At 37.3% G+C, this 24,808-nt stretch carries 25 protein-coding genes, 2 pseudogenes and 2 riboswitches; of the genes and pseudogenes, 12 read left to right on the top strand and 15 right to left on the bottom strand.

The window, feature by feature from the left end; genetic code table 11:
• Positions 1-11: 11 nt before the first annotated feature.
• From D1B31_RS02060 to D1B31_RS02050, 3 genes are all read right to left on the bottom strand, one after another.
• The gene (locus D1B31_RS02060; protein WP_118919076.1) at positions 12-377 is read right to left on the bottom strand and encodes a cyclic-phosphate processing receiver domain-containing protein; all 366 of its coding nucleotides are present in this window, start codon (positions 375-377) and stop codon (positions 12-14) included.
• A complete protein-coding gene (locus D1B31_RS02055; RefSeq protein WP_118919075.1) occupies positions 358-579 on the bottom strand; it encodes a hypothetical protein in 222 nt (73 codons plus the stop codon). Before D1B31_RS02055 ends, D1B31_RS02060 begins: the two co-directional genes overlap by 20 nt.
• Positions 580-962: 383 nt before the next feature.
• A complete protein-coding gene (locus D1B31_RS02050; protein WP_118919074.1) occupies positions 963-1,277 on the bottom strand; it encodes a hypothetical protein in 315 nt (104 codons plus the stop codon).
• Positions 1,278-1,652: 375 nt separating this feature from the next.
• On the opposite strand from D1B31_RS02050, the gene D1B31_RS02045 reads away from it, so the two are divergent.
• From D1B31_RS02045 to D1B31_RS02035, 3 genes are all read left to right on the top strand, one after another.
• The gene (locus D1B31_RS02045) at positions 1,653-2,441 is read left to right on the top strand and encodes a nuclease-related domain-containing protein (protein ID WP_240035120.1); all 789 of its coding nucleotides are present in this window, start codon (positions 1,653-1,655) and stop codon (positions 2,439-2,441) included.
• The gene (locus tag D1B31_RS02040; RefSeq protein ID WP_118919072.1) at positions 2,419-3,018 is read left to right on the top strand and encodes a hypothetical protein; all 600 of its coding nucleotides are present in this window, start codon (positions 2,419-2,421) and stop codon (positions 3,016-3,018) included. The genes D1B31_RS02045 and D1B31_RS02040 overlap by 23 nt, the downstream gene beginning before the upstream one ends.
• A 483-nt stretch (positions 3,019-3,501) precedes the next feature.
• Positions 3,502-3,843, top strand: coding sequence for a hypothetical protein (locus D1B31_RS02035; RefSeq protein ID WP_118919071.1), 342 nt, complete (start codon positions 3,502-3,504; stop codon positions 3,841-3,843).
• 240 nt (positions 3,844-4,083) lie between these two features.
• Here the strand turns inward: D1B31_RS02035 and D1B31_RS02030 are convergent, their stop codons facing one another.
• The 7 genes and pseudogenes from D1B31_RS02030 to D1B31_RS02005 form a co-directional block, all read right to left on the bottom strand.
• The gene (locus tag D1B31_RS02030) at positions 4,084-4,287 is read right to left on the bottom strand and encodes a hypothetical protein (protein WP_118919070.1); all 204 of its coding nucleotides are present in this window, start codon (positions 4,285-4,287) and stop codon (positions 4,084-4,086) included.
• An 81-nt stretch (positions 4,288-4,368) separates the two neighbouring features.
• Entirely contained in the window at positions 4,369-4,545 is a 177-nt protein-coding gene (locus D1B31_RS24000; protein ID WP_158587408.1) for a hypothetical protein, read from the bottom strand.
• Positions 4,546-5,058: 513 nt separating this feature from the next.
• Positions 5,059-6,411, bottom strand: a complete 1,353-nt coding sequence (locus D1B31_RS02025) for a deoxyguanosinetriphosphate triphosphohydrolase family protein (RefSeq protein WP_118919069.1) — start codon at positions 6,409-6,411, stop codon at positions 5,059-5,061.
• Between the two features lie 567 nt (positions 6,412-6,978).
• Positions 6,979-7,532 (bottom strand): annotated as a pseudogene (locus D1B31_RS02020) (aminotransferase class I/II-fold pyridoxal phosphate-dependent enzyme); the annotation flags it as partial.
• Positions 7,533-7,871: 339 nt separating this feature from the next.
• Positions 7,872-8,456 carry a hypothetical protein gene (locus tag D1B31_RS02015; RefSeq protein ID WP_118919068.1) on the bottom strand — a complete coding sequence of 195 codons (585 nt, stop codon included), beginning with the start codon at positions 8,454-8,456 and terminating at the stop codon, positions 7,872-7,874.
• Between the two features lie 41 nt (positions 8,457-8,497).
• Entirely contained in the window at positions 8,498-8,734 is a 237-nt protein-coding gene (locus D1B31_RS02010; RefSeq protein ID WP_118919067.1) for a hypothetical protein, read from the bottom strand.
• A 104-nt stretch (positions 8,735-8,838) separates the two neighbouring features.
• Positions 8,839-9,525, bottom strand: coding sequence for a hypothetical protein (locus D1B31_RS02005; protein WP_118919066.1), 687 nt, complete (start codon positions 9,523-9,525; stop codon positions 8,839-8,841).
• A 226-nt stretch (positions 9,526-9,751) separates the two neighbouring features.
• Here D1B31_RS02005 and D1B31_RS24795 point away from each other — a divergent pair.
• From D1B31_RS24795 to D1B31_RS01995, 3 genes and pseudogenes are all read left to right on the top strand, one after another.
• Positions 9,752-9,847 (top strand): annotated as a pseudogene (locus D1B31_RS24795) (molybdopterin-dependent oxidoreductase); the annotation flags it as partial.
• A gap of 35 nt (positions 9,848-9,882) precedes the next feature.
• Positions 9,883-10,068 (top strand): hypothetical protein, encoded by a 186-nt coding sequence (locus D1B31_RS24790; RefSeq protein WP_240035141.1) that lies wholly within the window; start codon positions 9,883-9,885, stop codon positions 10,066-10,068.
• A 546-nt stretch (positions 10,069-10,614) separates the two neighbouring features.
• The gene (locus tag D1B31_RS01995) at positions 10,615-11,388 is read left to right on the top strand and encodes a metal-dependent hydrolase (RefSeq protein WP_118919065.1); all 774 of its coding nucleotides are present in this window, start codon (positions 10,615-10,617) and stop codon (positions 11,386-11,388) included.
• 177 nt (positions 11,389-11,565) lie between these two features.
• Here the strand turns inward: D1B31_RS01995 and D1B31_RS01990 are convergent, their stop codons facing one another.
• The 4 genes from D1B31_RS01990 to D1B31_RS01975 all read right to left on the bottom strand — a co-directional run bounded on the left by D1B31_RS01990 (position 11,566) and on the right by D1B31_RS01975 (position 15,946).
• Positions 11,566-11,763 carry a Fur-regulated basic protein FbpA gene (locus D1B31_RS01990; RefSeq protein WP_118919064.1) on the bottom strand — a complete coding sequence of 66 codons (198 nt, stop codon included), beginning with the start codon at positions 11,761-11,763 and terminating at the stop codon, positions 11,566-11,568.
• An 83-nt stretch (positions 11,764-11,846) separates the two neighbouring features.
• Positions 11,847-11,945, bottom strand: a riboswitch (SAM riboswitch).
• 236 nt (positions 11,946-12,181) lie between these two features.
• A complete protein-coding gene (locus tag D1B31_RS01985) occupies positions 12,182-12,676 on the bottom strand; it encodes a DinB family protein (protein WP_118919063.1) in 495 nt (164 codons plus the stop codon).
• 87 nt (positions 12,677-12,763) lie between these two features.
• Entirely contained in the window at positions 12,764-14,590 is a 1,827-nt protein-coding gene (locus D1B31_RS01980) for a S9 family peptidase (protein WP_118919062.1), read from the bottom strand.
• Positions 14,591-14,773: 183 nt separating this feature from the next.
• Complete coding sequence (locus tag D1B31_RS01975; protein ID WP_118919061.1) at positions 14,774-15,946, bottom strand: pyridoxal phosphate-dependent aminotransferase; 1,173 nt, start codon at positions 15,944-15,946, stop codon at positions 14,774-14,776.
• Positions 15,947-16,047: 101 nt separating this feature from the next.
• Between D1B31_RS01975 and D1B31_RS01970 the strand changes: the two genes are divergently transcribed.
• From D1B31_RS01970 to D1B31_RS01945, 6 genes are all read left to right on the top strand, one after another.
• The gene (locus D1B31_RS01970; RefSeq protein WP_118919060.1) at positions 16,048-16,830 is read left to right on the top strand and encodes a carbon-nitrogen family hydrolase; all 783 of its coding nucleotides are present in this window, start codon (positions 16,048-16,050) and stop codon (positions 16,828-16,830) included.
• A gap of 90 nt (positions 16,831-16,920) precedes the next feature.
• A riboswitch (SAM riboswitch) is annotated at positions 16,921-17,029 on the top strand.
• 163 nt (positions 17,030-17,192) lie between these two features.
• Positions 17,193-18,206: a methionine ABC transporter ATP-binding protein gene (locus D1B31_RS01965; protein WP_118919059.1), complete on the top strand. Its 1,014-nt coding sequence runs from the start codon at positions 17,193-17,195 to the stop codon at positions 18,204-18,206.
• A complete protein-coding gene (locus D1B31_RS01960) occupies positions 18,196-18,867 on the top strand; it encodes a methionine ABC transporter permease (protein WP_118919058.1) in 672 nt (223 codons plus the stop codon). The genes D1B31_RS01965 and D1B31_RS01960 overlap by 11 nt, the downstream gene beginning before the upstream one ends.
• A 183-nt stretch (positions 18,868-19,050) precedes the next feature.
• Positions 19,051-19,875 carry a MetQ/NlpA family ABC transporter substrate-binding protein gene (locus tag D1B31_RS01955; RefSeq protein ID WP_118919057.1) on the top strand — a complete coding sequence of 275 codons (825 nt, stop codon included), beginning with the start codon at positions 19,051-19,053 and terminating at the stop codon, positions 19,873-19,875.
• A 61-nt stretch (positions 19,876-19,936) separates the two neighbouring features.
• The gene (locus D1B31_RS01950) at positions 19,937-21,037 is read left to right on the top strand and encodes an iron-containing alcohol dehydrogenase family protein (protein WP_118919056.1); all 1,101 of its coding nucleotides are present in this window, start codon (positions 19,937-19,939) and stop codon (positions 21,035-21,037) included.
• A gap of 342 nt (positions 21,038-21,379) precedes the next feature.
• A complete protein-coding gene (locus tag D1B31_RS01945; protein WP_240035119.1) occupies positions 21,380-22,372 on the top strand; it encodes a hypothetical protein in 993 nt (330 codons plus the stop codon).
• 305 nt (positions 22,373-22,677) lie between these two features.
• Here the strand turns inward: D1B31_RS01945 and D1B31_RS01940 are convergent, their stop codons facing one another.
• Entirely contained in the window at positions 22,678-24,039 is a 1,362-nt protein-coding gene (locus D1B31_RS01940; protein WP_118919055.1) for an SIR2 family NAD-dependent protein deacylase, read from the bottom strand.
• Positions 24,040-24,808: the final 769 nt, after the last annotated feature.

The raw sequence follows: 24,808 nt of genomic DNA, 5'->3' as shown, positions 1-24,808 counted from the left end.
TTTGTCATCATCTAATTTCCAGAGTATCTATTTGGGGTGATGGAGTAGTGGTAGATTTCTATATCTTGATCGATAAACCCTCTTCTTTGAGCAGCCTTAAGGGTATGATACATGTTATCCCGGCCAACGCCATTATCGGTATGTAGATATATCTTATTGGCCCGCAATCCCTTTTCACAAAAATTTTTCACTAAGTCATAACCAGTAGGTAATAGATTTCCTTTTTCATCTTCCCCTAAGTCGTGATCAAGTGAAAGGATATGAACCCTACTATTCTCAATGTAATGGATCGCTTCATCCATATTCCGCGCCACTATAAATCCATGTGGACAATCTCTTAAATCATCAACATATAGATTAATCGTTTCTTTTTTCATTCAAACCACCATTAATCACTTTAAATGCATTCTTTTTGTCGTGCCTTGTTCTATAAAGCGGCACCTTTGGTTCACCCATCGGCTCCATCGCCATTCTAGTTACTCTTAAGAATAAGTCTTTATCCACCAGAGGGTTCTTCTCTCTACTTATGGAATATTCCAATATTTTCAGAACCATTCTATCAAAAATATTAATTCCCATATATTCACCTTTCCTTTTTCAAAATGTGAACTAATAAGATAATTCTACTCTTCTCAATTAGCATAGATGAAATCATGCTAATTTTAGTTCCGAACATCCTCTACCTGACTACAACATTAAACAGTATTATCTCATTCGTATATTTGACTTTTTTACCTTTTCGTAAAATTCTTGCCTCGCTGCGCATCAAATATTCGGTATCATCAACTTTAGTTTTATAAAAGTGCGCGTCAACTCTATAAACTCTTTTCAATTTATCAGCAGGAATTAAATCGATAAGATTCTCCCCTTATTATTAGTAGATAAGTTGAAACTCTTTCTTTCATTTTACAGCTACCGATAGACACATCTTTTTTGACAAGAAGTACGCTACCTTATCTTTTCTAATTAAATTTGATTGAAAAATTATCAATTTTTTGAGCATATCCTTCTGTTATTAAAACTGGAGCCAGGTAAGAGGCAATTGCTACTTTGGTTATATTTTTCATTAACCAATCTCCTAGTGACCCAATAGGAGGATTGGTTCTGGATGCTCCTATTGGTACGGTCTTCCCACTAAATGTATTAAGCAGAACCTTCAAATCTTCTTTTTCTAATTTTACTGATTGATTCTTACCAAAAAACAATATAACTCCTTCTTTAACAGAACCCTGATAGCCGAATTTCTTTTTATAATATAATGTTTCTAAAGTATTCATATATTCATCCCTCCAAACCTATTAGCTGATTGGCATGTCTTTTTTCTGATGAGTTTCGAGGTGAGTCAATATTTAGCTTTAAAGCGTCTTTTTGTTTACGATTTTCAAAAATTTCTTTAGCAAAAGAAACCTTCCTAGTTGCACAATGAGAAGAATACTTTCCTGTTAATCTCTCGATCTTGTTTCCTTTGGAAAGTTGTTATAGCCGTAAACATCATCATACAACAATTGATTTTTTACCAATTGCTTTTAATGCTTATGCCAGTTTGTCTCTATTCAATAAAGTCACCTCCAAATTGTCTATCTTCCTAAAAAAGGGTATATTTTCCTTTACTTGTATTATAAACTGAATATTAGAAAAGGGGTGATAAATTGTTGGCCGAAATATATAGTAAAATCTCAAAGAGTGGGAGTAATTTGTCGGAAAGGCTTGAAGATAAGCTCACTGGAGATTTTTTTGGAACCATTCGTTATTTGCCTTTTGAATTGGGTTTAAAGCAAGTTTTAACAACGACAGATTTTACTCATAAGCAAGCTGAACAAAAATGGATGAAGTTTATTGAGAAAGAAAAAGGATTCGCAACTCAAATAGAGTTTTGGTATCGCGATGACGAAGGAGAAATCGATTTATTAATCACTACTGAAAAAATGATTATAGGTATCGAAGTAAAATATCTAAGCGGAATTTCATCCGAAGATCACTCTGAAGAAATTGCTATTGATTACAGAGAAAGTGTACATCAGTTAGCTCGTTATTCAAGAATGATTGAGAGACTTTCAAAAGGCAGGAAGTCTTACTTATTGTTTCTTGCTCCATACGATATGATGAACCAAGTTAAGAAGAAGGTTTTAGAACGCCCCATTATTGCCCCTACGGTTGAAATAGGATTTATTAGTTGGCAAGATATCCATGAATCGTTATTGACCCTAGATATCAGTAATATAGAAATAGGACCGCAGCGCATAATAAAGGATTTACGAGCTCTATTAAAAATAAAAGGGTTAATGCAATTTAATGGATTTAACTCACCTGTATTTCTGCAACTTGTAACTAAAGAAGCCTATTCTTTTAATGGTGAGTATTTTATTAACCAGACTGCTTTTAATTGGCCAAGCAAATTTATTAAGGAGGATGAGAAATATGTCTACAACTATTCCAACTAGTAACGGACAAAATATCTCCAACGCAGTTAATGTATTAAGAGAAACCTATAAAAATTTGAACTTGTTATTTTCAGAATTAGATAGAATCGGTGAGAAGGAAGGATTTATCTCAATAACCCCTAGATTTCTAAGATGGAAATCGGATTCAGATTACGATGGTTGGCTAACTACTAATTTCATTAAATTGTATCAAGTAGAAAAAGACCCCAATCTAAAACACCTTCCAAATCTAAAAGATGGATTCATATATGGTATTGAGGTGGAACTTGAGGGGGAAGAAGATTACCCTACAATCTCTCTAACTAGATATCAATTTGATTATTCTCAATGGCAAAAAACTCCAGCGATTTCTGATCATTGGGTTTTTTCAGATCCATTTCGGGTAAAGAAGTTTTTCAACATTTCAAACGATAATGGAATATGGACCAGTAAACCGTTAGAAAAAGGCAGAGGCCGGTACTGGGGAATACAATGTGCAGTGTCAATGGATATTCCTCTCTTAGCAATTACTTCACCGGAAGATATCAGCACTAACATTTTTCAAAAACTTGAAAATCTTCCTCTAGTATCAGTCTAATATTTTTTTATAAAGCCAGAGCATTCGCTTCTAGAAAAAGACCCGTATAGCAATGATATAAATGCTAATTCGGGTCTTTAATATGTGGAATTTCTCAATATATTATATTAAGTTGTTTCATTTCGTGTACCTCTCCTATAGACATCAAACAAATCAAAGTTTTAGCAGTTTCTTAGCTTATAGTACAAATTTAAACACTCTCCTCTGAAATAAGCTGTAATTAAAACCCTCCTCCTTCAAACTCCTCCCTATTTTTGTAGAAATTAGTGTGGATTTAATAATCGGGATAACGCTGTTGTGCGTTATTTATCATAAGATCCCAGGACTTTCCCTTGTAACCTTTTTTAATTAATACCAGCTTTTTAAACAGGTCTATTGGTACATTAAACATATTTAACTCTTTTCTAAAATAAGCTTTTATGAAGTGGGATAGAAGATAAGGAATTTATTTTATTTTCAATAAAATTTATAGGAGTGGATCGCATGGCTGTAAAGTACACTACTGAACAAAACAATGTTTTCATGGAAGTTATGGAGGAGTATCGAAGAAGAATTGAGGGGGCGACACCAGAAGAAACAAAGCGACTAACTAAGGTATTTGCAAAGGAACTAGTCAGTACAGTTCCTCTCTTTTATGGACGTAGTGAAAATGGGATAGCAGAAAGGCTTGTTTATTTTGATAATCTTTTAGCCGGTGTAGCCTTTCCCTTTGAATACTATCTAAAGAGCACATTTAACTACTTTGGGAAATTACCCAGAAAAAATGATGATAAGTATCAAAATAAGTGGAAAACTCAACATGAATCAAGAAGAGAAAGACCATAAAGAAAACCCAATTGTAAGTATAGTAACTCCCCTTAAGAAATAAAATTCATATTAAGTAATGACAACTTATACATCTTTTCCCATATAAATTACTTCGGCCGCATTGGCAGTCTACTTGAATTGCCTATGTCACTGTCGGATTTAGGAGTTCAACTTATAAATGAAGAAACCATCTCCTCTGTTGCTGAAAGGTCTCTGTTATTGCCCTAATGACTGCATCTGCAGTCATTTCACCAGGCATTACATGTATGGATTCTCCTGGGGTATCGGAAACATACATTCAATTCCATTTTTCATATAATTGAAGTAAGGTGAGGGGTTAAATAACCTCACACCTTCTTTTATCATCCTATAAATTACTATTGGATCAGTGAAGGAGACCTCTCCTTCTCCGAGCTCCTTCAAATTTTCATAATAGATCGTATACCGCTTCGTCTGGTCCATTTTTGACCTGTTGAAATTCCCCGATAGAACATAATCCAGGTCCTCGAGTGTCTTAAACAAACGCTTAATCGTACTTTCCGATCAGAATGGAAGCTGATCGTGCCACTCCCTGTACGTGTTGTAAACCCAGCGGCGCCCCTCAATCATATGCAGCTCCTTCGTCAGCCAATAATGGATTTGCTGCAGTACAATTGCTTCATTCAATCCAATCTTTTTCGCCAAGGCAGGAATCACCATCATCGGCCGCTCCTTGATCAACAAATTGCCCCTACAAAAACCTCCGTTTCATTTTGGTTGTCCATGCTTCATCCCAGTTTTTATCACTCCACCCTTTCACCCTTTACATAGCGATTTAACGGCAAAAAGGACATGGCAAAATGTGAACAATTTTTGTCAGAACAAAAAAAGACCCAGCTGGCTAGCAACCGAGTCATGTATATAAAAGTTATGTAGTAATCTATGAAGTACTCTATGGTACAGCGGGGCAAATTGGATGCACTCATGGGTGCAAGATGGAATGGCGTTTGGTTCAATTGGGGCTGTGCAGGTTGTCAATAGTCGTCAATCAGGACAATGTTCCCAAGAATGAAACCACAACTCACCCAAAGTTTAAAGTGAAATTGCTTTGTAAGAATCCCTCGATACTTTTTTGTAGATGGAAGGGGTTAGTTTGTAAGATATAAGCGCAAACGGATCAGGGAGGTCAAACTATCTCATCCAAAAAAACCAATAGGTTGTTCGTGGAGCAGATTTTCAACATAGAAAGTGGGATTATTCTCCGTAAATGTTGCCAATTCTACTTCCATATAGCTCTCCATAAAGTTTATCTGCATAATTATCGGTCATACCAGAAATATAGTCAGCAATAAAGCGATCCCACCCCCACTCTCCATTGCTGCTTTCAAATCGATCCACCCATCCTCTTGGAAGTATTTTCTTCCCGTTTTCTACGTCATTTAATATACTCCATAACCCTTTTATTATTACTTCCCCACGCATTTGCAATCGTTGGACTCTAATGTCCTTTACAAGTGTTACCCAGACTAATTTCTTAAGTATTATCATAAGTCTTAACAATGATAAATCTTCTTCCCCATCTTTAACAAAAGTTACTTTATACCAAGGCTCACCATTCTCTTGTGTTTCAATAATCCCGATGCTATTAGCAAATTCATTTACATAATGTGCTTTTAGTTCCTGTCTACCAATAACTTCATCTGACATATCCACTTTCCCCTGCCAAACGTTTATAAATTGTTGAAGAAGATCATTGATGTTTTTTTTCATTTCGCCCTTACTTAAAGCATCCCAAAGTTCCTTTTCTTTGCTAGTACAAACTTCTTGAATCAAATCATCCATAATACTTTTCACAAAAAGGGGATCTCTTCTGATTTTCCCTGCTTTTATACCATCTTCAATATCATGTGTAGAATATGCAATATCATGTGTAGAATATGCAATATCATCAGATAAATCCATTATTTGAGCTTCAAGTGTTTTACATCCGTTAGGAATACCCCATCCTTCCCTCAGTTGGGAGATTGCTGTCCACTCCGAATCGTACAGCCCCTTTTTCTTATTTTCTTTTAGCCTATATGGATATTTGTTAATAGCTAACAAAACAGATGCTGTTAAATTTAATCCATAATGATCGGGATAAATATTCTCCAAATACATTAAAATCCTAAAATTTTGAGCATTACCCTCGTAGTATTCATCTTTTACATTTAATAATTTGTTCAAATCGCATTCACCTTTATGCCCAAAGGGGGGATGTCCTAAATCATGAGCTAAACATGCACTTTCTACGACTAAGGGATTAATAGTTAGTCCAGGATTTCTTGGCAAATTATCTATCTCTTTGGATAAATAACTCGCTAACACACGTCCAATTTGGGCAACTTCTAAAGTATGTGTTAGCCTATTACGAAAATAGTCACCTGATCCTGCACCAAAAACCTGAGATTTTCCATGCAATCTTCTAAAAGCAGGGGAATGAATAAGTCGTCCATAATCTCGTTGGAATTCATCTCTCCTATCATTTTTCCTTGTCATATCCACGCTATTCAATCTTATTTGTCGAATTTCTTTATTTTTCTCAATATCAAACTCTTTAATACTCATATTTCTCCCCCTTTTTCAACCTAATTCTATTAAAATTATACATTAAAGTGGGAATATAGGGAATATTCACCAAAAATATTTCCTGTACGAATTAATAGACAACAGTATGGTTTTCTGAAGCTTTGTTACTTAATGTAAAGGTGATCTTGATCCGTATCCAAACTAGTTCTCCCAGCTTATAGGAAAGTGTTCATGCTATATGGAAGAGTGATGGCGTTGATATACTGTTTAAACCAAATCGGTCAAAATATAATGGCGGTAAGGATGAAAATTCGCCACTGTAACCTACATTCACTATACAAAGCAATGCGATAATCAGATTGCATTAAATAATTAATCGCATCAAACACAACGGTAAGTAGAATCGCTGTAATCGAAAAAAATAAAAGTAATCTTATAGCTTGATTACGAACCTTTAATCGATTACCTCATGAAGAGAAAACAATCCTTCCTCCTGCATTGGAAGTAGCTGTTAACGAACTAGTGAATCTATAATGCCAGAAGTACAGCATCTAAAAAGGCACGAAGAACCCTTCTCCGTACCTGTCGTTTACATCTTATTTTGATTTAAAACAAATTTAGCTTCCCGATTCTATCGACCGCTTCTATCAGCCGATCCTCATCAACCAGGAGACCAACGCGAACATATCCTTCTCCATATTCACCGAAGCCTTTTCCTGCTGCAACGGCTACGTCGGCTTTTTCATGTAGGAAATCAGCAAATGCTTCACTTGTGAATCCTTCCGGCACTGGAAGCCAGGCGGAAAAGGAGCCATTCGGTGCTTCGACTTCCCACCCTATTTCACGGCACGCGGCAATGAATGTATCACGGCGTCTTTCATAACGGTCAACAAGTTCGTTTACAGATGTTTGATCTCGGTTAAGGCTGCAATTGCCGCTTTTTGGACAGCCGGAAATATGCTGTAAAATAGATGATCCTGGATGAGGTTGATTGCTTCGATGATTTTTGCATTGCCTACTGCAAATCCAACGCGCCAGCCTGCCATATTGTATGTTTTTGAGAGGGTGTACATTTCAATGCCAACATCCTTCGCTCCTTCTATTTCTAGAAAATTGACCGGTTCTTTGCTATTATAGCCAATTGCACCGTAGGCAAAGTCATCTCTTTGATCAACAAATTGCTCATACCAAAACCTCGGTTTCATAATGGTTGTCCATGCTTCATCCTAGTTTTTATCACTCCACCCTTTCACCCTTTACATAGCGATTTAACGGCAAAAAGGACATGACAAAATGTGAATAATTTTTGTCAGAACAAAAAAAGACCCAGCTGACTAGAAGCCGGGTCATGTATATAAATATTCTGTAGTAATCTATGAAGTACTCTATGGTACAGCAGGCCAATTTGGATGTACTCATTGGTGTAAATTGATACGCTGTTTGGTTCAATTTGGGACTTTTCAAGTATTACTTTCTTTCATGGCAAAATAAAAGGATCTTTATTTTTGGTGCTTTGAATCATATACAAGCTGTAACAAATTATTATCTGCTTTTGCAAGCCCATTGTAATATATCATTAAATTTTTCATTTTCTCATCATCAGTTTTGCCGGCATCATTTTTTCTTGCTTCTTCCCATATTACGGCTGCGTAATATTCAACAGATTTAACTTCTCTATAGAAATTTATTCCTATATGTTTTGCTTCTATAGATAATTCAGTGGCCAATTCCTCTAATTTCTTTGCATTTTTTTCTACTAAATTAATACCTTCATTCCAGTTAAATGGGTTTAAAGATTTTACGCTATTATAAACGCCTGTTAAAGCAGGCAAGAGCTCAGTAAATACAAAATTTGCTTTCTCGTATTTCTCTTGAGCTAAGGCTCTCTTTTGTTCATTTAAAGTCCATTTTACTCCTATTAGTGTTAATGCCCCCCCAATAATCGAGCCGGATGCACCTATTAATCCAATTAAGTAATCCTTATCAACCAAGACTTTAAATAGCAGAAAAATAATTATGAACGAATAAATACCAGTTATAAAAAGGATCAACCACTTAAACAACTCTTCAATTTTTATCCTCATGAGTACCGCCTGTGTTTTTGTTTTTTATTTTGATGTGATGTTTATTGCCAAAAACCATGTTGGAACCCCGGGATGAGTTGATATTGTATTGTGTAATACATTATACCCAGTAACGCTAAACCTGAAAGAAAGTTCGTAATAGCCTTAGGTACTTTTAACTTACTCAGCACCCACCATACTAAACAATAAGCAACACCCCAGATAACCATTAGGAGAACCAACTGACCTGCCAGGTTATTTAGTGTTTCCTTTAATGGCGCAAAAACAGAACTATCCATAATCCCCCTCCTCAATACATAATGATTCGTTAAAAGATGTGGTTTTTCTACAATTTTCGTTCGTCAATTATCGACAAACAAAGAGCACCCCGAAGGATGCCATTTTAATCTAAAGTCAAATTTTTTATCTCGTTATGCAGTCTCTCATTAATTTTTTCTGTAATGTTTATAGAAAATAAAAACATTTTATTGAATTCTGCGTCGATTGCTCTCCATGAGACGTCTTCCGGGTTATAAGACTTTTTTTTAGTAAGAGGATTATGGTATGCCTCATATGCTTTATCTAAACATAGACTGGCCATTTCTATTAATTCGTATATTTCCTTTGAAAAAGGATTAAATACCTCATTGCCTTTTAGATTCCTTATTATTTGTGTGATTTTTTCCTGTTGCGCATCATTTAACTGCTCAAATTCATTTTGAGTTATTCTTTCTTTAATAAGTTCAATAATTTTAGCATTAATAATTGCGTGCTCTCGGTTAAACTGTAATATGTCTGAATTAACTTCTTGTAATTTTTGAATTCTAATTTGGGAAGCTAAAAAGTTTTTTTCTCTTTTATCATCTTTTTCAGTTTGTAATTCTATTTGTTTGGTTGCAACAAAATATGCAATGGCTCCCGCCGTTAAAGCTCCGATTACCGCTCCAATATAACCGCCCCAAAACCCCAGCCAGCCATCAGGTGTTCCAGGGGCAAAACCTGTCCATTCCCATTTCATTCCCCATGCAATCAGTAACGGTAATAACAATAATGTAATACCTGTAAATAACAAGAGTTTTAGTAGCCTCATCCAATTACAACCTCCGAAAATAACATTATATTAATATTATGGATGAGAACTAATAGAAAACGCCACTGCAAAGTGACGGAAAATTTAAATCTTTTACCTTTTTAACTGCCGCACCGTCCTACCTCCCATTTTACCCGCAATTTTTTTCCTTTTGCACAAGTGATCGTGGAAATATGATTTTGGAAAAAGAACCGATCTAAATAAGGTTTTCACTTTTGCTAGGAGTTTGCCGATTGGGAAGGCACTCCACCCTGACACGATTATTGCATATGAGTACAACGGCAACCCGATTCCGTTTAAACCTAGTTATCCACTTAGATTGATTGTGCCACAGTGGTATGCCATGGCGTTCGTTAAATGGATCAAGCAAATTCGTGTATCGATTCACATTTTAGAGGTTCCTTTCAGGCAATTGATTATATGTATTACCCGCATAAAGAAACGAATCAAGAAGCCTGTCCAGTTACAACAATGAATGTAAACTCGACGATTCAAAAGCCTATGGATATGGAAATTTTAAATACTGGCAAGCATCCTGATTAAAGGGATTGCCTGACAGGTAATGGGGATTTTGTAAAGGTGGAAATAAGTAAAGACGGTGGGAGAACTTGTTGTTATTTCTGCTAATTCTTTTGGATTCTTATTGATAAAGGTGATACAGTTCACCGCACCTTTAAAAGTCGCAGTTTTTTAATTGGTATGATGTCACCTTTATCTAGCCATCTTTTGCTAATTCAACTTATCATCATTTAATCCTCCTCAGGTTCTTATGCGCTAATATTCCAGAAACGTGGCCCGTTTGCAAAATACTGGTCTCTTGAAAGAAAACAAGCTTTATATGAACTAAATAATTCTTAACATAAGCATCAATACCCCCCCAATTATCATGCAGGTGATTACCACTAGGCTTTGTTCTCAATACCTCAGCTATAAACAACTGATACTTGTTGGATCTTGGCAAGATATTCATTACTTATTTAAGCCAATAATCACATTTTGTAAGTTCGTACTTATTAATTAGAAAGTCAGGAATAGAATGATAGTGGTTTTACTTTACTCTTATTAGGGGGAGAAGAATGTAATGAAAATATTACGGCTTGGTCATGCAATGTATATGTTTACAAGTTTGGAGGCAAAAATTACCTCGTAGATCCATTTATTGATCTAAATCCAGGATTTCCACAACAGCTGGATAATAAAGATTTTTATCATTCTATTGATTGTGTATTTTTGACACACGGACATTTCGATCATACAAGTGGACTTTCTAAGATAGTGGAAAACAAACCTGACATTATGGTTGTTGCCCAATATGATTTGGCCATGATCCTTCTGCAAAAAGGCATTAAAAATGTACTTCCTATTAATCTAGGTGGTTCGGTGTCCTTCGAAGATCTTAACGTTACAATGGTTCAAGCAAAACATACATCCTCATACGGGGAGATAGAAGGAACCCCAATATATGCGGGCGCGGCATCTGGTTATATTTTTGACTTTGACAATGATTATACAGTTTACCATTCTGGGGATACGGCTCTTATGTATGATATGAAGTTGATTCAAGATGTATATAATCCAGAGATTGCAATATTATCCTCATCAGGCCATTTTACAATGGGGCCAAAAGAAGCAGCCTATGCAGTAAAACACCTATTGGAAGTTCAATACGTTATTCCAAGCCATACATTTCCATCTAAAAAAAGTGCCACATCACCGGAGACCCTTGATCAATTATTGAATGCCTTTCCCGTAGTGGCATATATGATTGATAGAGACAAAGACCTGAAAGAGTTGTTAAACGATTATCCACAAACCGAAGTGGTAACGATGGGATATGGAGAGGAAAGGGAATTTAAGAAATAGCCATATTATATAAAGTTACCATATCGTTGTCCTTAATTTTTTTAAAAATATGAATCTCGAACTAAATGGGCTGGTGTGAATTCACACCAGCCCTTTTCTATAACATAACTATTCATTATTAATTTCCGGAAGCTTTATTTTGTCAGACAAGTCTTCCACCTCTCGGAACATAGTGATTCAAAAATTCTTCCACCTTATAGACCCATGTCCACCGTGCGGATGGTCGCAATATTGCGATTTAAAGTACTCGTATTCTAATTCGGACAATGATAATTCGTATAGTTGTTTTTCTTTAATTTTAAATTTGTCCAATCCTATCAATTTTGTAATTAACAAATTTCTCTTGTCGTCCGCCGTATTTTTTATTTTTTCCATAAAAAAATCCTCCTTTATCTTCATTTCAAAATGGCACCCATTTAAAACGATAAGAAGAGGAGAATTTAGTTTATTGACGCCTCAACTTATCTTCCAAGCGCATAGCTTGCAGGATTTAGCACAGTATTTAAACTGCTGCTGAGGTTTCTTCGGGCCAGTCCCTCCACCTCTCTGGATAAGTATTAGTTTTTGAATTAGATAATGTTTACACTTTTAGTTTAAACCAATTATTCCGAGTGGTCAACTATAATTTAATCCCGTTGATGCAGTTATGGACTAACAGAATGTGTTACTAACTATTGATGTAAGGATTTCTGGTAACCATTTCAATATAAAACAAGGGAACGTCCGATTTGGACGTCCCCGGTTCTTTTCCCTTGAGCGACTTTTAATGTAATCCGTAAACGAATTAAGCTTTTTAAAAGCTGCGTTTTTCTGGCCAAGCTCCTTGCAATTTACTTAGGAATACAATTTGCCCAATATGATATGCGTCGTGCATTGCTAAACTCTTCAGTTCCAGCACTAAGGGTTGATCTTCTCCTGGAACCTGTCTAAACAAATCTTCATGTTCTGATTTTGCTAGTATTTCTTCAAGTTCACGATGAACAGAAAAGTATTCTAGTTTTGTTTTCTCCCAATTTTCTACCGTCTTAGTTGGTAACCGAAATGTAGAATCATTATTGTCTGCCTGGGGTTCATTCTCTGTTTCACCCATGAATCGCATCAGATATCGCTTTTCATAGAAAAGTAAATGACACACTAGTTCCCAAATGGAATGCATTCCTCCCTCAACTGGCTTCCAAATCGCCTGTTCAAACGAAACATCCTTTAGCACTTTTTCAAGTGGCGGAAACCAGTCTTCCTTATCTAGGCAGCTTGCCCATTGCTGTAACAAAAGTGTCCTTACATCCATTTTCTAGTCCCTCCAATCGAAACCTTTGATTAAAATTCAAATACGAAGTGTTGTAGAAAACTGTTAAGTTATCTGCTTTAACAAAGTCTATTTTAAATAGGTATTCAGAAACTCGAGTACTGCCCCGTATCCTTTTATTCGGTTTTCCTTTTTCATAAAGCCATGTCCTTCATCCGAGAAAACAATATACTCTACAGGTACATTGTTCTTTTGGAGAGCTTGAACAATTTCGTCCGATTCCACCTGGAGGACACGTGGGTCATTGGCTCCCTGAAGGACAATGAGCGGCCTGTTGATCTTGTCGGCATGGAACAATGGTGAGATGCTCCGGATGTAGTCTGTCTGGGTATAGGGATTCCCCATTTTTTTATAAAGGGCATCGCGGTAGCTTTCCCACCATGCTGGTATGCTTTTCAGTGTACGTTCCCAGTTAGATACGCCAAAAATATCTACTCCTGCCACAAACTCTTCCGGTCTGAATGCCAAGGCGGCAAGAACCATAAATCCGCCGTAGCTACCTCCGATGATGCCGATTTTCTCACCTTCGATTTCTTCTTGTTCCTTTAAGAAGGTTTTCGCCTGGATGCAATCCTCCAAATCGATTTCACCGTGCTTCTGGTCGGCTGCGCTAAAGAATGTTTTCCCATATCCCGAACTGCCACGATTATTGACGGCGAGCACAGCATATCCATAATTAGCGAGATACTGGAATAGCGGGTTATAATCGGTTGTCGACTGCCCTCCAGGACCTCCGTGTACGAACACAAGAGCAGGCGCTTTCTCTCCCGCTTTTACATTCGGCCTGTAATAAATCGAAGGAATCTCCAACCCGTCAAAGGATGGATAGCGGATTACCTCAGCATCCACCAGATCCGTCTGGCTGATCTCGGGATTAAGGGTTTCTGTCAGCTTTTTCAATGTACCTGTTTCGATTGTATACGTATATAAATTGGTTGGCGAAGTTGGGCTGTTATACAAGAAGGCAATCAGTTTCTCATCAGCGGAAAACTTCAAATCAATAAATTGCCCACCATGAAGTTCGGGAAGCTTCAGGTACTGGCCGCTGTTTACATTCAGAACATTTACGACTGTACTGGCATCCTGATTCACGCCATAGATGAGATAGGTGCCCTGTTTGGAAATGCGGGAGAACTTGATATCCCACCCTTCCTTGACAACTTCCTCTGCCACTCCAGATTCAATATGATATTTTTTCAAATAAAGGAACTCATCATTCTCGTCCGTTAAGTAATAGAGGCTCCCTGAGTTTCCGCTAAATGATTGAGGAACGTTCTGGACATCTCCAACATGCGGGGTAACATGGATGAAGTTCTCTGTTTCGCGGTTAAAAATGTATATATTCGCATCATTCGCATTGGTCACTTTCACTAGTGAAATAAAGCGTCTGTCGGGAGAAATCGACCCGAACTCATAGCCTTTATCATTTGTAAATATGCAGGTTGATTCAAAGGTAGCAATATCCATTTCGTACACATCCATAAACGCTGGATTGCGCTTATTGGAGCCGTAAAAAAAACTCTTGCTATCCTTGCTCCAATCGTAAAACTGTGCCCGCTCCTGCTCCCCAGGAGTCAGGTCCACCGTTTCCCCGTTTTCATTTTGCACATAGATATGTAAGATTTCATTCCCGCCTTTATCACTCAAAAATAAAAAGCGGTTATCTTCCGGAAAAAAGGACGCAACCAGCACTGCATCTTCTTCGGAATGGGTAAGCTGAGTCCGTGTCCCATCTTCAACCGAAACCGAATACGCGTTATAGATGCCTGTTTTATCCCCAGAAAACAATACCTGTTTTCCATCAAAGGAAATAAAATTGCCCGCTATCGACTCCGAATCATAAAACTGTTCAAGCGTATACCTTCTAGTTTCAGTTGCCTTGCTCTCTTTCGTCATAGCCACATTCCTCCCCTTTTTACAAATAGTTCTATCATTTAGCTCGAAATCCTTTAATGCTAAGAAAATTTAAATTACATCTCTTAATCAGGTGCCATTGTTCATAAGCAATAAATCCCTACACGAGTACTGGCTAATGTAAAAAGGCACGAAGAACCGTTCTTCGTACCTTTCGTTTACAGTTTACTTTGATTTAAACAGATTTAGCTTCCCGATTCTATTAACCGCTTCTTTAAGCCGTTCCCCATCAACGAGCAAACCAACGCGAATATATCCTTCTCCATGCTTACCGAAGCCTTTTCCTGCTGCAACGGCTACGTCGGCTTTTTCCAACAGGAAATCAGCAAATTCTTCACTGGTGAATCCTTCCGGCACTGGAAGCCAGGCGAAAAAGGAGCCATTGGGTGCTTGGATCTTCCACCCTATATCACGGCAAGCGGCAACGAATGTATCACGGCGTCTTTCATAGCGTTCAACAAGCTCGTCTACAGATGTTTGGTCTCCCGTTAAGGCTGCAACGGCTGCTTTTTGGACAGCAGGAAAAAGGCTGCAATATAAATGATCTTGGATGAGATTGATTGCTTCAATGATGTCTGGATTGCCAACTGCAAATCCAACGCGCCAGCCTGCCATATTGTAGGTTTTTGACAGGGTATACATCTCAATGCCAACATCTTTCGCTCCCTCGATTTCAAGAAAACTGACCGGTTTTTTGCCATTATAGCCAATTGCTCCGTAGGCAAAATCATGTACTACTACAATTTGGTTCTCTTTTGCAAACTTGACAGTTTTTTCAAAGAAGGCATGATCCGCGGTTGCGCCAGTTGGATTGTTCGGATAGTTCAAGTACATTAACTTCGCTTTTTCCTTTTGGTCAGGGGGAAACGCCTCATAATCTGGCAAAAAGCCATTCTCCGCCTTTAGGGGAAATGTTTCATATTCAACATTGGCAAGGGCAACGCCTGATAAATAATCCGGATAACCTGGATCCGGCAAGAGCATTGTGTCCCCTTCATTCAGTAAACAAAGGGGCAATTCTACTAATCCGGCTTTCGTTCCAAATAAAACGGCCACTTCTGTTTCGGGGTCCAATTTGACGCCGTATTCTTTTTGGTAAAACGCTCCTGCGGCTTCCTTTAATTCCGGCAGGCCGCGAAAAGGCGGATATTTATGGGTTTGCGGATCTTCTGCCGCCGCCTGCAGTGCTTTTACGATATGGGCAGGTGTGGGCTGGTCAGGATTTCCTTGCCCCAGATTGATAATATCTCTTCCCTCGGCTATTGCTTTATTGACTTTTTTGACAAGAGAAGCAAAAAATTGCTCGGGTAACTTCTTCAATCTCCGTGAATATTTCATTTGAATCCTCTCTTTTTGAACTAATTTATGAAACATAAATATTGCGAATTTACTAGAAATTCTATAACTTTAATATAAACTTGTCTAGCGGGGGATAAAAAATGAAAATTGCTTGTGTGCAAATGAATGTCCAATTTGGGGATATTGAACAGAACTTTTCAAGTGTGGAGAACCATGTAAAAAAAGCGGCGGCAGAAAAGGCAGATACCATTGTTTTTCCTGAGATGTGGAACACAGGATACGCGCTAAACCAGCTGGATCAATTAGCCGACGAGAACGGACAGAGAGCACGAAAATTTTTGAAAGAACTAGCGGTTACATTCAATGTGAACATTGTTGGCGGCTCGGTTGCAACCAAAAAAGATGGAAGTTTTTATAATACGATGTATGTTGCCAATCGAAGCGGAGAAATCGTGGCTGAGTATGATAAAGCTCACCTTTTTAAATTGATGGATGAACATCTTTTTATGAAGGCAGGCCAAAAGATGAATATGTTTGAATTGGAAGGCATCATGTGCGGCGGCGTGATCTGCTATGACCTACGTTTCCCGGAATGGATTCATGGCCACGTCCTTAAAGGTGCGAAAATAATGTTTGTACCAGCTCAATGGCCGTCAAAAAGAATTGATCATTGGCAAATCCTGCTCCAGGCGCGCGCCATTGAGAACCAGTGCTTCATCGTGGCTGTCAATAATGTCGGATCGAATCCTAACAATGAATTTAACGGCCATTCCATGGTGATTGCCCCATGGGGAGAACTGCTCCTCAGCGGACAAACAGAAGAAGGAATCTACTATGTCAATGTAGATTTGCAGGAAGTCGACAGTGTCCGAAACACAATCCCTGTATTCCAAGACCGTAGACCGGATTTATATACTAGTTAAAAATTAAGAAAAATGAAAATTGAAACAATATTATTGACAAATAATACTAACATTTGTAATATTCATATATGGTTAATAATTGAATAGTTAAACTTATCAAGAGTGACCGAGGGAAAGGCCCTATGACGTCCGGCAACCTCCTATTTTACAGGGAAGGTGCTAATTCCTTCAGAATGATTTTCATTCTGGAAGATAAGTCGAATATAATTTTCGATGCTTCTTTCAGTTTGAAAGAAGCATTTTTTATTTTGCCAGAAAAATAGAAATGAGGTTGGGCTTGAACTGTCAATCGGCTTCATCATTGATATTGTTCATTCATTCACTAAATCCGCCTCCTATCACTTAATTGGAGAGAAGCTTGCATGATTACAATTCGTCATTTAACAAAGGTTTATCAAACAAAAAGCGGACCTGTAAAAGGTGTCGAAGATGCTTCCCTTACCATTAAAAAGGGCGAAATCTATGGGATAGTCGGTTATTCCGGGGCTGGAAAAAGCTCACTGCTTCGCTGCATCAATTTATTGGAGCGCCCTACTTCCGGAGAAATCACGGTAAACGGGATAAATTTAACATCCTTAAAAAGTGAAAAACTCAGACAGGCCCGTCTTAAAATAGGGATGATCTTTCAGCATTTCTACTTAATCAGCCAAAAAACAGTCTATGAAAATATCACTTTTGCCTTAGAGGCAGCCAATACGCCATTTAAACACATTCCCTCTCGTGTGGAAGAATTGCTTGACATGGTCGGCCTTTCAGATAAACGGGATGTGTATCCTTCGCAGTTAAGCGGAGGGCAAAAGCAGCGGGTTGGCATTGCAAGGGCTTTGGCCAATAATCCAAGTGTCCTGCTCTGCGACGAGGCCACTTCCGCATTAGACCCAACAACAACCCGGTCCATTCTGAGTCTATTAAAAAAAATTAACGAAGAACTGAATATCACGATTGTGTTGATTACCCATGAGATGAATGTCGTGAAAGATATCTGCGACCGAATGGCGATTATGCAGGATGGCAAAATCATCGAAGAAGGCTCTGTATATGATGTCTTCTCCGACCCGCAAACAGATCTCGCCAAGGAATTTATTAGCAGCGTCGTTTCTTACGATGTTCCTGAATCCATTTTGCAAAAATGCACAGGAACCATTGTAAAGGTCATGTTTAAAGGCGATGTGGCTAGTGAAGGCATTATTTCTGAAACGCTAAAGACATTTAACGTAAAAGGAAATTTCCTTCATGGATCCATTGAATATATAGGGGGTTCCCCGCTGGGTATCTTTGTGATGGAACTCAGCGGCGAAAAAGAAGAAATAAACGAGGCGATTCAATTTATTGAACATCGTACATCCCATGTGGAGGTGGTGCGAAATGGGCTTTGATATCCAACATTTAATTGAGCTCATTCCAGATATCAACAAGGCGTTTTACCAAACCCTTTACATGATCGGCATCTCGCTGGCTGTAGCTGTCGTAATTGGCTTACCAGTAGGAATTATTTTGTATATTACTGACAAAGGTTTATTTATGGAAAATCGATTCATCCAAAACATACTTGGGTTTGCCGTAAATATGATTCGATCGATTCCATTTATCATTCTACTAGTTGCCCTGATTCCCCTGACAAAGGCGATCGTTGGGACAACCATCGGGCCAACTGCAGCCAGTGTTTCCTTGTCCGTAGCGGCGATTCCCTTTTTTGCCCGAATTGTCGAAACCGCTCTTCGTGAGATTGATAATGGTGTGATTGAGGCTGCTATTGCGACAGGGGCTACTCCATGGATGATCATAAAAGATGTTCTGTTATTGGAAGCAAAGTCAGGAATTATCTCCGGCATTACGCTCACAATCATTAGTTTAATTGGGTTTTCCGCTATGGCGGGAACAGTAGGCGGCGGTGGTATTGGAGATTTAGCGATTCGCTTTGGCTATTATCGCTACGACAATACGATCATGATCGCAACTGTCATCATCCTGATTGTGTTAGTTCAAGTGATCCAGCTTCTTGGCGATTTTATCTCCAAAGCAGTTGATAAAAGGTAAAGTGAAACTTCCATCAGCGGTTTTTGCTGATGGTTAGTCGCGCAGAGCCCGATTGATTTTTCTAAGTGCTGAAGCACTAAGAAAAATCTTATTTCACCAATCGGACCTTTAGGGACAGTTGCCCTTAAGAGTGGGATAAACACGGTTACAAAAAAATACTATAGATGAAAGCAGGTACACAACATGAAGAAATGGCTAGTTAGTTTTATTTTACTTTTGGCAGTGGCAGCTCTTGCTGCTTGCGGATCAGACAAAGCGAGCGAAGATAGTGGAAAAACAAAAGAAGTTAAATTCGGTGCAACCGCCGGCCCATACAGCGATATGGTAACAAAAGCAATCAAGCCAGGCCTCGAGGAAAAAGGTTATAAAGTAGAATTGGTGGAATTCAGTGACTATATTCAACCGAATAATGCCCTTGATAGTGGCGACATTGATGCAAACCTATTTCAACACACGATTTATCTTGAAAACTTTTCAAAAGAAAACAATATGGACCTGACGGCTTTGATTTCCGTCCCAACTGCTCCTATGGGTATTTACTCCAATAAATATAAGTCATTGGATGAAGTGAAAGACGGTGCGACAGTTGCCATTCCGAATGATCCTGTCAATGCTGCCCGCGCCTTCAATACTCTTAAGGATGAAGATTTGATTCAAATTAGCGGGGATGCAGATCCGCTAAAAGTATCTGAAAAAGATATTACCGAAAATAAGAAAAAACTGAAATTCCAGCCAATTGAAGCCGGCCAGCTCCCTCGCGCGGTTGAAAGCGCCGATTTGTCCGCTGTTCCTGGTAACTTCGCTTTAGCTGCAAAAATGGATTTACTCAGTGCATTGACATTGGAAGATATGCACGATTCATACCGTAATGTTGCTGCAGTCAAAACAAAAAATGCTGACTCCCAGCTTGCGAAAGATATTAAAGAAGTCATTGAATCAGATGCATTTGAAAAAGTGATTGATGAAGAATTCAAGGGATTTGGAAAACCTGAATGGATGGAAAAATAATGGAAGATGACTGATCCTTTTTGGGTCAGCTTCCTTTATATCCGGGAAAGGAGAATTAAAAATGAAAACAATAACTGTTCACGGAGCACCGAGTGAATATATTTTGCTGGAGGGAATTTTAGACCAGCTTGAAGCAAAATGTTTGGAGCGCGGTTTCCAAAAAGTACTTATTGTCCATGGTGTTAAATCTTGGCAGGCAGCAGCTCCGTTCTGGCCAGTCTTCACAAAAGTGAAGGTTGAAGAATATCAGTATCATGGCGAAAATTCATTCTCTGAAATCAATGCCATTTCAACGGTTGTAAACAATGGGCACTTTGATGCCGTGATTGGTGTTGGCGGCGGAAAAGTATTGGACCTTGCAAAATCCGTCAGCCATACGACCCATACACAGGCTGTTCTCATTCCCACCCTTCCATCCAATTGTTCACCCTGGACTCCTGTCAGCGTTGTTTATGATGATACAGGTACTTTTGCCCGCTTTGATATCTACCCTATCAGTGCAAGCCTTGTCTTAGTAGAACCAAGAATTTTACTTCTTGCCCCGTTGAACATGTTAATTGCCGGCATTGCTGATACCCTTGCTAAATGGTATGAAGCGGATGTTCAATTGGCAGAGATTAAAAACAAATCCATTCCTCTGGAAATTTGTACTTACACAGCTAAGCGGTGCAAAGATGTATTACTTGAACATTCCGAAGGAGCATTACAAGCAGCAAAAAGCAGCGTTCTCAATGATGATTTTATTAAAGTGACAGAAGCGATCATCATGCTTGGCGGAATGGTCGGTGGATTTGGCGACCATTATGGAAGAGTGGCGGGTGCCCATTCCATTCATAATGGGCTGACAGCTCTAAAGGAAACCCATCAAGCCTTACATGGTGAAAAAGTTGCTTATGGCATTCTTGTACAACTTGTTTTAGAAAACAAGTGGGAAGAAATCAAAGACCTTATCCCCTTTTATCGAAAACTTGGATTGCCTATGTCATTGTCGGAATTAGGAGTTCAACATATAAATGAAGAAACCATCTCCTCTGTTGCTAAAAAGTCAGTCGCCCGAGGAGAATCCATCCATGTCATTCCTGGTGAAATGACTGCAGATGCAGTCAGTAAGGCAATAACAGAACTGGAAACATACATACAATCCCGTTATTCATATAATTGAAGGAAGGTGTGGGGTTAAATAACCTCACACCTTCTTTTTTTTATCCCTTATATTACTATTGGATTAGTGAAGGAGACCTCTTCTTCTTCCATCTCCTTCGATTTTTCATAATCGATCGTATACCACTTCGTCTGGTCCAATTCCCCCAATTGACATAACCCAAGTCGTCGAGCGTTTTAAACACACGCTTAATCGTACGCCGAACTTCTAAAAACATTTCCAGAAATGTCTGAAGAAATTCCTATTTATGCATTAATATTATATTTAGAACAAAAAATTATCTTCTATTCTCATGTTATCTTTATGAAAGCAATTAGGACTAAAATTAAGGAGGTTTGACATTTGAGTTATTTAATATTGGAAGATGATGAGCCACAAATGATTTGGGATACATTTAATAATGCTCAACTAGTTTTTCACCCAAAATATGGACCAAACGGAGAATTTGATTATTTGGATCTTCAAAAATTGAAAAGGAGAAAAGAAGTGATTTTGTTTCTAGATAGGAATCTATTAAGCAGTTTATTATCTCTTACAAAAGACGGAGATTTAAAAGATGAAATTGAAAAAAGGATGATTGCTCTTCTAATGTTATGGGCTCAGATGAACCAACTACCAATTAGTGCAGGTTTAGCAATAATGGAGAATGCATCAAAAGAAAATGATTCTTATAACGCTAAAATGGAACTAAAGAACTTTGTTGATATATTTGATTTTTATCCATCACAAATTTGGTTACAGTTAGCTGATGGTAGAATAGATAAGATTCCAAAATGCTGTTTTTCCAATATTCCCTATAAAAACTCAATTTCTTATCATAAAAGCAATGATCACTTCCTGATGAATTATGCATGCATGTTGCATCTAGTAAGTATATTTCGAAATCCTGATATGAGTCCGGTAGAGAAAATATTAGCATTTTTAAGCTGGAATTTTGAAAATTTACTTATATCCCAATATATAAACACATATATAGTTTTGTTATTTTCAAATCAAAATGGTATTAAAGCACCTAAGCATTCTAATGCCAAATTATTTGAAAGGGCGGATAAAGGGTGTATAAATCAAGCATGGGATTTAACTTATTTATCCATTTGGAGCACGTTATATTGGGATGAATCAAATAAAAATGAAATTTTTTTATTTGCAACAGCCGATACAATGTTAAAACATATCTTTATCAACTCACATAGTAGAGGAAATTTATTTGATTTAATTAATACTGTTTTTTCAAAAAAAGTGCTGATAAAATTATACAATTTTATACTAAAAATATGTCTAATAGAAAAAAGCCTGACTTCGGAGATAATACTACCATGTATCTCAAGCCTTTAATCGATAAGGAGAAAAAATATTTGCAACAAACAATAGATGTTTAGGCTTTATGCTATGATTTTTATTGCTAAGTTATGAAGGTTGGGTTTGGTATGTGTTTGGTGTGAAAGATGCGGTGGAGAACCTACTGGAGAAATGTGGCTACAGCTAATATGAACAGGAAAGCTGAAGGATTGCTTGTAGAGTTACTCGACACTAAACTTTTATTCTTCCCCAAAAATCGAGAAGGTAAATGCTTGTAGACCTTCTCGACAATACAGATGACTAGAACCTATTCTTTTCACCGTAATCCTATATCTAGTTTACTAGGAATTACCCGAATTATTTTTATCATATTTATTTAAGATATACTTAACACCTGTACGAGACGAATAACGACCTTCTCTCATTAGCTTTAAAAGTAAATTCTTGTTTTCGGATAATAAGTTTTCCCACTGAGAATCCCACACCTCAAAAGCTGCCCAGGAACTCCCTATGTATAGTTCTTTACTCATATTTGAAAACGAATAATCAACAATTTCAAGGTACTCATCCTCAATTAAATTTTTACCAATGGAGATATAAGAGCCCATTTTTATTAGCCATTCTGCTAAGTGAGTATATTGTTCCCAAGCATTACTTTCTCGTGTAAGCCTCTTCTTCTTTTTTAATAAGCGAATTAAAAATTTCTGAAATGCTTCATCATCTATACTAATTCCAAGTAATGAGGCTCTAAGTAAAACCCTTTCTAAAAGACCCTTTGTCTTAATAGCATCATCTACGTACATTCTAGCACCAGAAAGCATTTCTTGTAAGGTAGGTGCTTTATCTACAATTACTCGTTTCGCTGTATCATAATTTCGGGTAATACCAGTAATAAAATCTGATACTGAACATTGTTCGATTATATCTACACCATAAGAACTTAAATAATAACGTTTTAATAAATTATCTACTTTTTCCCTTGCAATATAATAAATATTTGATTGCTTTAAAGATTTAGTTTGATTATTTGTCGCTTCATTCAATATCTTATTTAAATTAAAATCTGAAAGGGAATATCCTAGAATAGCCATTTGCGTTTCCTGTATTAAGGTATATAACTTCCTTGAAAAGTAATTTTCATTATGTTGAAAATTAAAATAATCATTAATTGTTAGTACAATAGATTCTGGCTTTTTTATTGACCCATGAATATGATAAATACTAACTTCCCCATTTGCACGAGCTATTGGTGTACCTTCAATTATTACTCTTCTTTTTTCCGGAATCACGTAATCTGAAAGAATTGAATCATAATTTGTTGTTATTATATTAATGTTAGGATTCAATTCGATTAATTGTCTAAACTCTTCTACTTTCTCCATATTTATGGTCTCTTCATTGATTACTTCGTTTAATATTTCACAAATTTCTTCCCTAATATTCTTTTCTTGCTTTTGATATTCCAGTTCAATAATTTGTGCACAAATGGTAAGTTCTTGATTAGTGCCAATAATTTTTTCACCATCAAATTTGAAAAGTTGTTTTATTAAATTTCCCTCTGTATCAATTCTTTTTGCACATTCTAACAGCAGGTCTAACCAAGAAGGTACTTTATTATCTGTAAAGTGTTTACTTAAACCTGTACCTACAAATAACGTCAATGAGTTACTCGCTAATGATGCTGATAAATCTAAAAAATTCATCTTTAGGCCCCCTCTTTTTATGTAACAATAATCTACTTATATAATATAATACGACATAAAAAAGCCATTCACATTATAGGTAAATAAGTTTTTTGTCTTCTAAATAATGTTTTTTATTACGTCAAAAATAAGCACTATTAATAAACTTCTGCCTTCTCGCATTTCCTCGAGAAAAAGCCTATTTACTTGATGCTTTTTCATTAACCAGAGAACATCCATGTCCTGAAATGTTGGTTGTCCCTCCCCTACTGTTAGAACCAACTTAGGCATCTCTCAAGTAGCCTTGTCAGGACGATATCTTCAAAATGTCCTTTCTTAACGCTTCTAATGTTTTATTAATTTTTTTGAACTCTTTTTTGCCTTGTAACTGGCACTGCTTGTAAGCAGAGTAAGCATAATCTCTCTTGTATACAACAAATTAACTGCTTTTTCTGGGAGGGGATCTCAAGATTAGGAAAGTACCTAAAGAAGCCTTAGAAAAATCTTCTCCTCACTTAATCTATTTTTGTAGGGAATGGTTCATGAATAATCTCGAGTTCTAAAAAACGGGTGAACATCTTTAAATAACAATAGAAAGGATAAAGAAAAAAAGCGAATTAATGTAGTGTTAGAAAGTGACTTTTCGTATTTACTTCAATGCTTATGTAATAAATTCAAATCTTCTATATACTCTCACTTGCGATACGGTTCACCGTAGTGATTTCAGAGGCAAAAAAGCATTGCATACTTCCACCAATGCCTTCTTAGGATTAACCTTTGAATGAATTTT

Origin of the sequence: Neobacillus notoginsengisoli (genome assembly GCF_003515685.1) — a bacterium.
Lineage (GTDB): Bacteria > Bacillota > Bacilli > Bacillales > Cytobacillaceae > Bacillus_D > Bacillus_D notoginsengisoli.
Note: the sequence above shows the minus strand (reverse complement) of the source record. Positions and strands in the feature narration are given on the sequence as shown.

What these genes read in the sequence shown, in the direction of transcription:
- D1B31_RS01955 (WP_118919057.1), top strand. Translation starts at nt 19,051, where the DNA reads ATGAAGAAATGGCTAGTTAGTTTTATTTTACTTTTGGCAGTGGCAGCT.
- D1B31_RS01975 (WP_118919061.1), bottom strand. Translation starts at nt 15,946, where the DNA reads ATGAAATATTCACGGAGATTGAAGAAGTTACCCGAGCAATTTTTTGCT.
- D1B31_RS02005 (WP_118919066.1), bottom strand. Translation starts at nt 9,525, where the DNA reads ATGAGGCTACTAAAACTCTTGTTATTTACAGGTATTACATTATTGTTA.
- D1B31_RS02030 (WP_118919070.1), bottom strand. Translation starts at nt 4,287, where the DNA reads ATGGACCAGACGAAGCGGTATACGATCTATTATGAAAATTTGAAGGAG.
- D1B31_RS01960 (WP_118919058.1), top strand. Translation starts at nt 18,196, where the DNA reads ATGGGCTTTGATATCCAACATTTAATTGAGCTCATTCCAGATATCAAC.
- D1B31_RS02040 (WP_118919072.1), top strand. Translation starts at nt 2,419, where the DNA reads ATGTCTACAACTATTCCAACTAGTAACGGACAAAATATCTCCAACGCA.
- D1B31_RS02050 (WP_118919074.1), bottom strand. Translation starts at nt 1,277, where the DNA reads ATGAATACTTTAGAAACATTATATTATAAAAAGAAATTCGGCTATCAG.
- D1B31_RS02055 (WP_118919075.1), bottom strand. Translation starts at nt 579, where the DNA reads ATGGGAATTAATATTTTTGATAGAATGGTTCTGAAAATATTGGAATAT.
- D1B31_RS01970 (WP_118919060.1), top strand. Translation starts at nt 16,048, where the DNA reads ATGAAAATTGCTTGTGTGCAAATGAATGTCCAATTTGGGGATATTGAA.
- D1B31_RS02035 (WP_118919071.1), top strand. Translation starts at nt 3,502, where the DNA reads ATGGCTGTAAAGTACACTACTGAACAAAACAATGTTTTCATGGAAGTT.
- D1B31_RS01950 (WP_118919056.1), top strand. Translation starts at nt 19,937, where the DNA reads ATGAAAACAATAACTGTTCACGGAGCACCGAGTGAATATATTTTGCTG.
- D1B31_RS01940 (WP_118919055.1), bottom strand. Translation starts at nt 24,039, where the DNA reads ATGAATTTTTTAGATTTATCAGCATCATTAGCGAGTAACTCATTGACG.
- D1B31_RS01990 (WP_118919064.1), bottom strand. Translation starts at nt 11,763, where the DNA reads ATGGAAAAAATAAAAAATACGGCGGACGACAAGAGAAATTTGTTAATT.
- D1B31_RS01965 (WP_118919059.1), top strand. Translation starts at nt 17,193, where the DNA reads ATGATTACAATTCGTCATTTAACAAAGGTTTATCAAACAAAAAGCGGA.
- D1B31_RS02015 (WP_118919068.1), bottom strand. Translation starts at nt 8,456, where the DNA reads ATGAGGATAAAAATTGAAGAGTTGTTTAAGTGGTTGATCCTTTTTATA.
- D1B31_RS02010 (WP_118919067.1), bottom strand. Translation starts at nt 8,734, where the DNA reads ATGGATAGTTCTGTTTTTGCGCCATTAAAGGAAACACTAAATAACCTG.
- D1B31_RS02025 (WP_118919069.1), bottom strand. Translation starts at nt 6,411, where the DNA reads ATGAGTATTAAAGAGTTTGATATTGAGAAAAATAAAGAAATTCGACAA.
- D1B31_RS02060 (WP_118919076.1), bottom strand. Translation starts at nt 377, where the DNA reads ATGAAAAAAGAAACGATTAATCTATATGTTGATGATTTAAGAGATTGT.
- D1B31_RS01985 (WP_118919063.1), bottom strand. Translation starts at nt 12,676, where the DNA reads ATGGATGTAAGGACACTTTTGTTACAGCAATGGGCAAGCTGCCTAGAT.
- D1B31_RS24790 (WP_240035141.1), top strand. Translation starts at nt 9,883, where the DNA reads ATGGATCAAGCAAATTCGTGTATCGATTCACATTTTAGAGGTTCCTTT.
- D1B31_RS01980 (WP_118919062.1), bottom strand. Translation starts at nt 14,590, where the DNA reads ATGACGAAAGAGAGCAAGGCAACTGAAACTAGAAGGTATACGCTTGAA.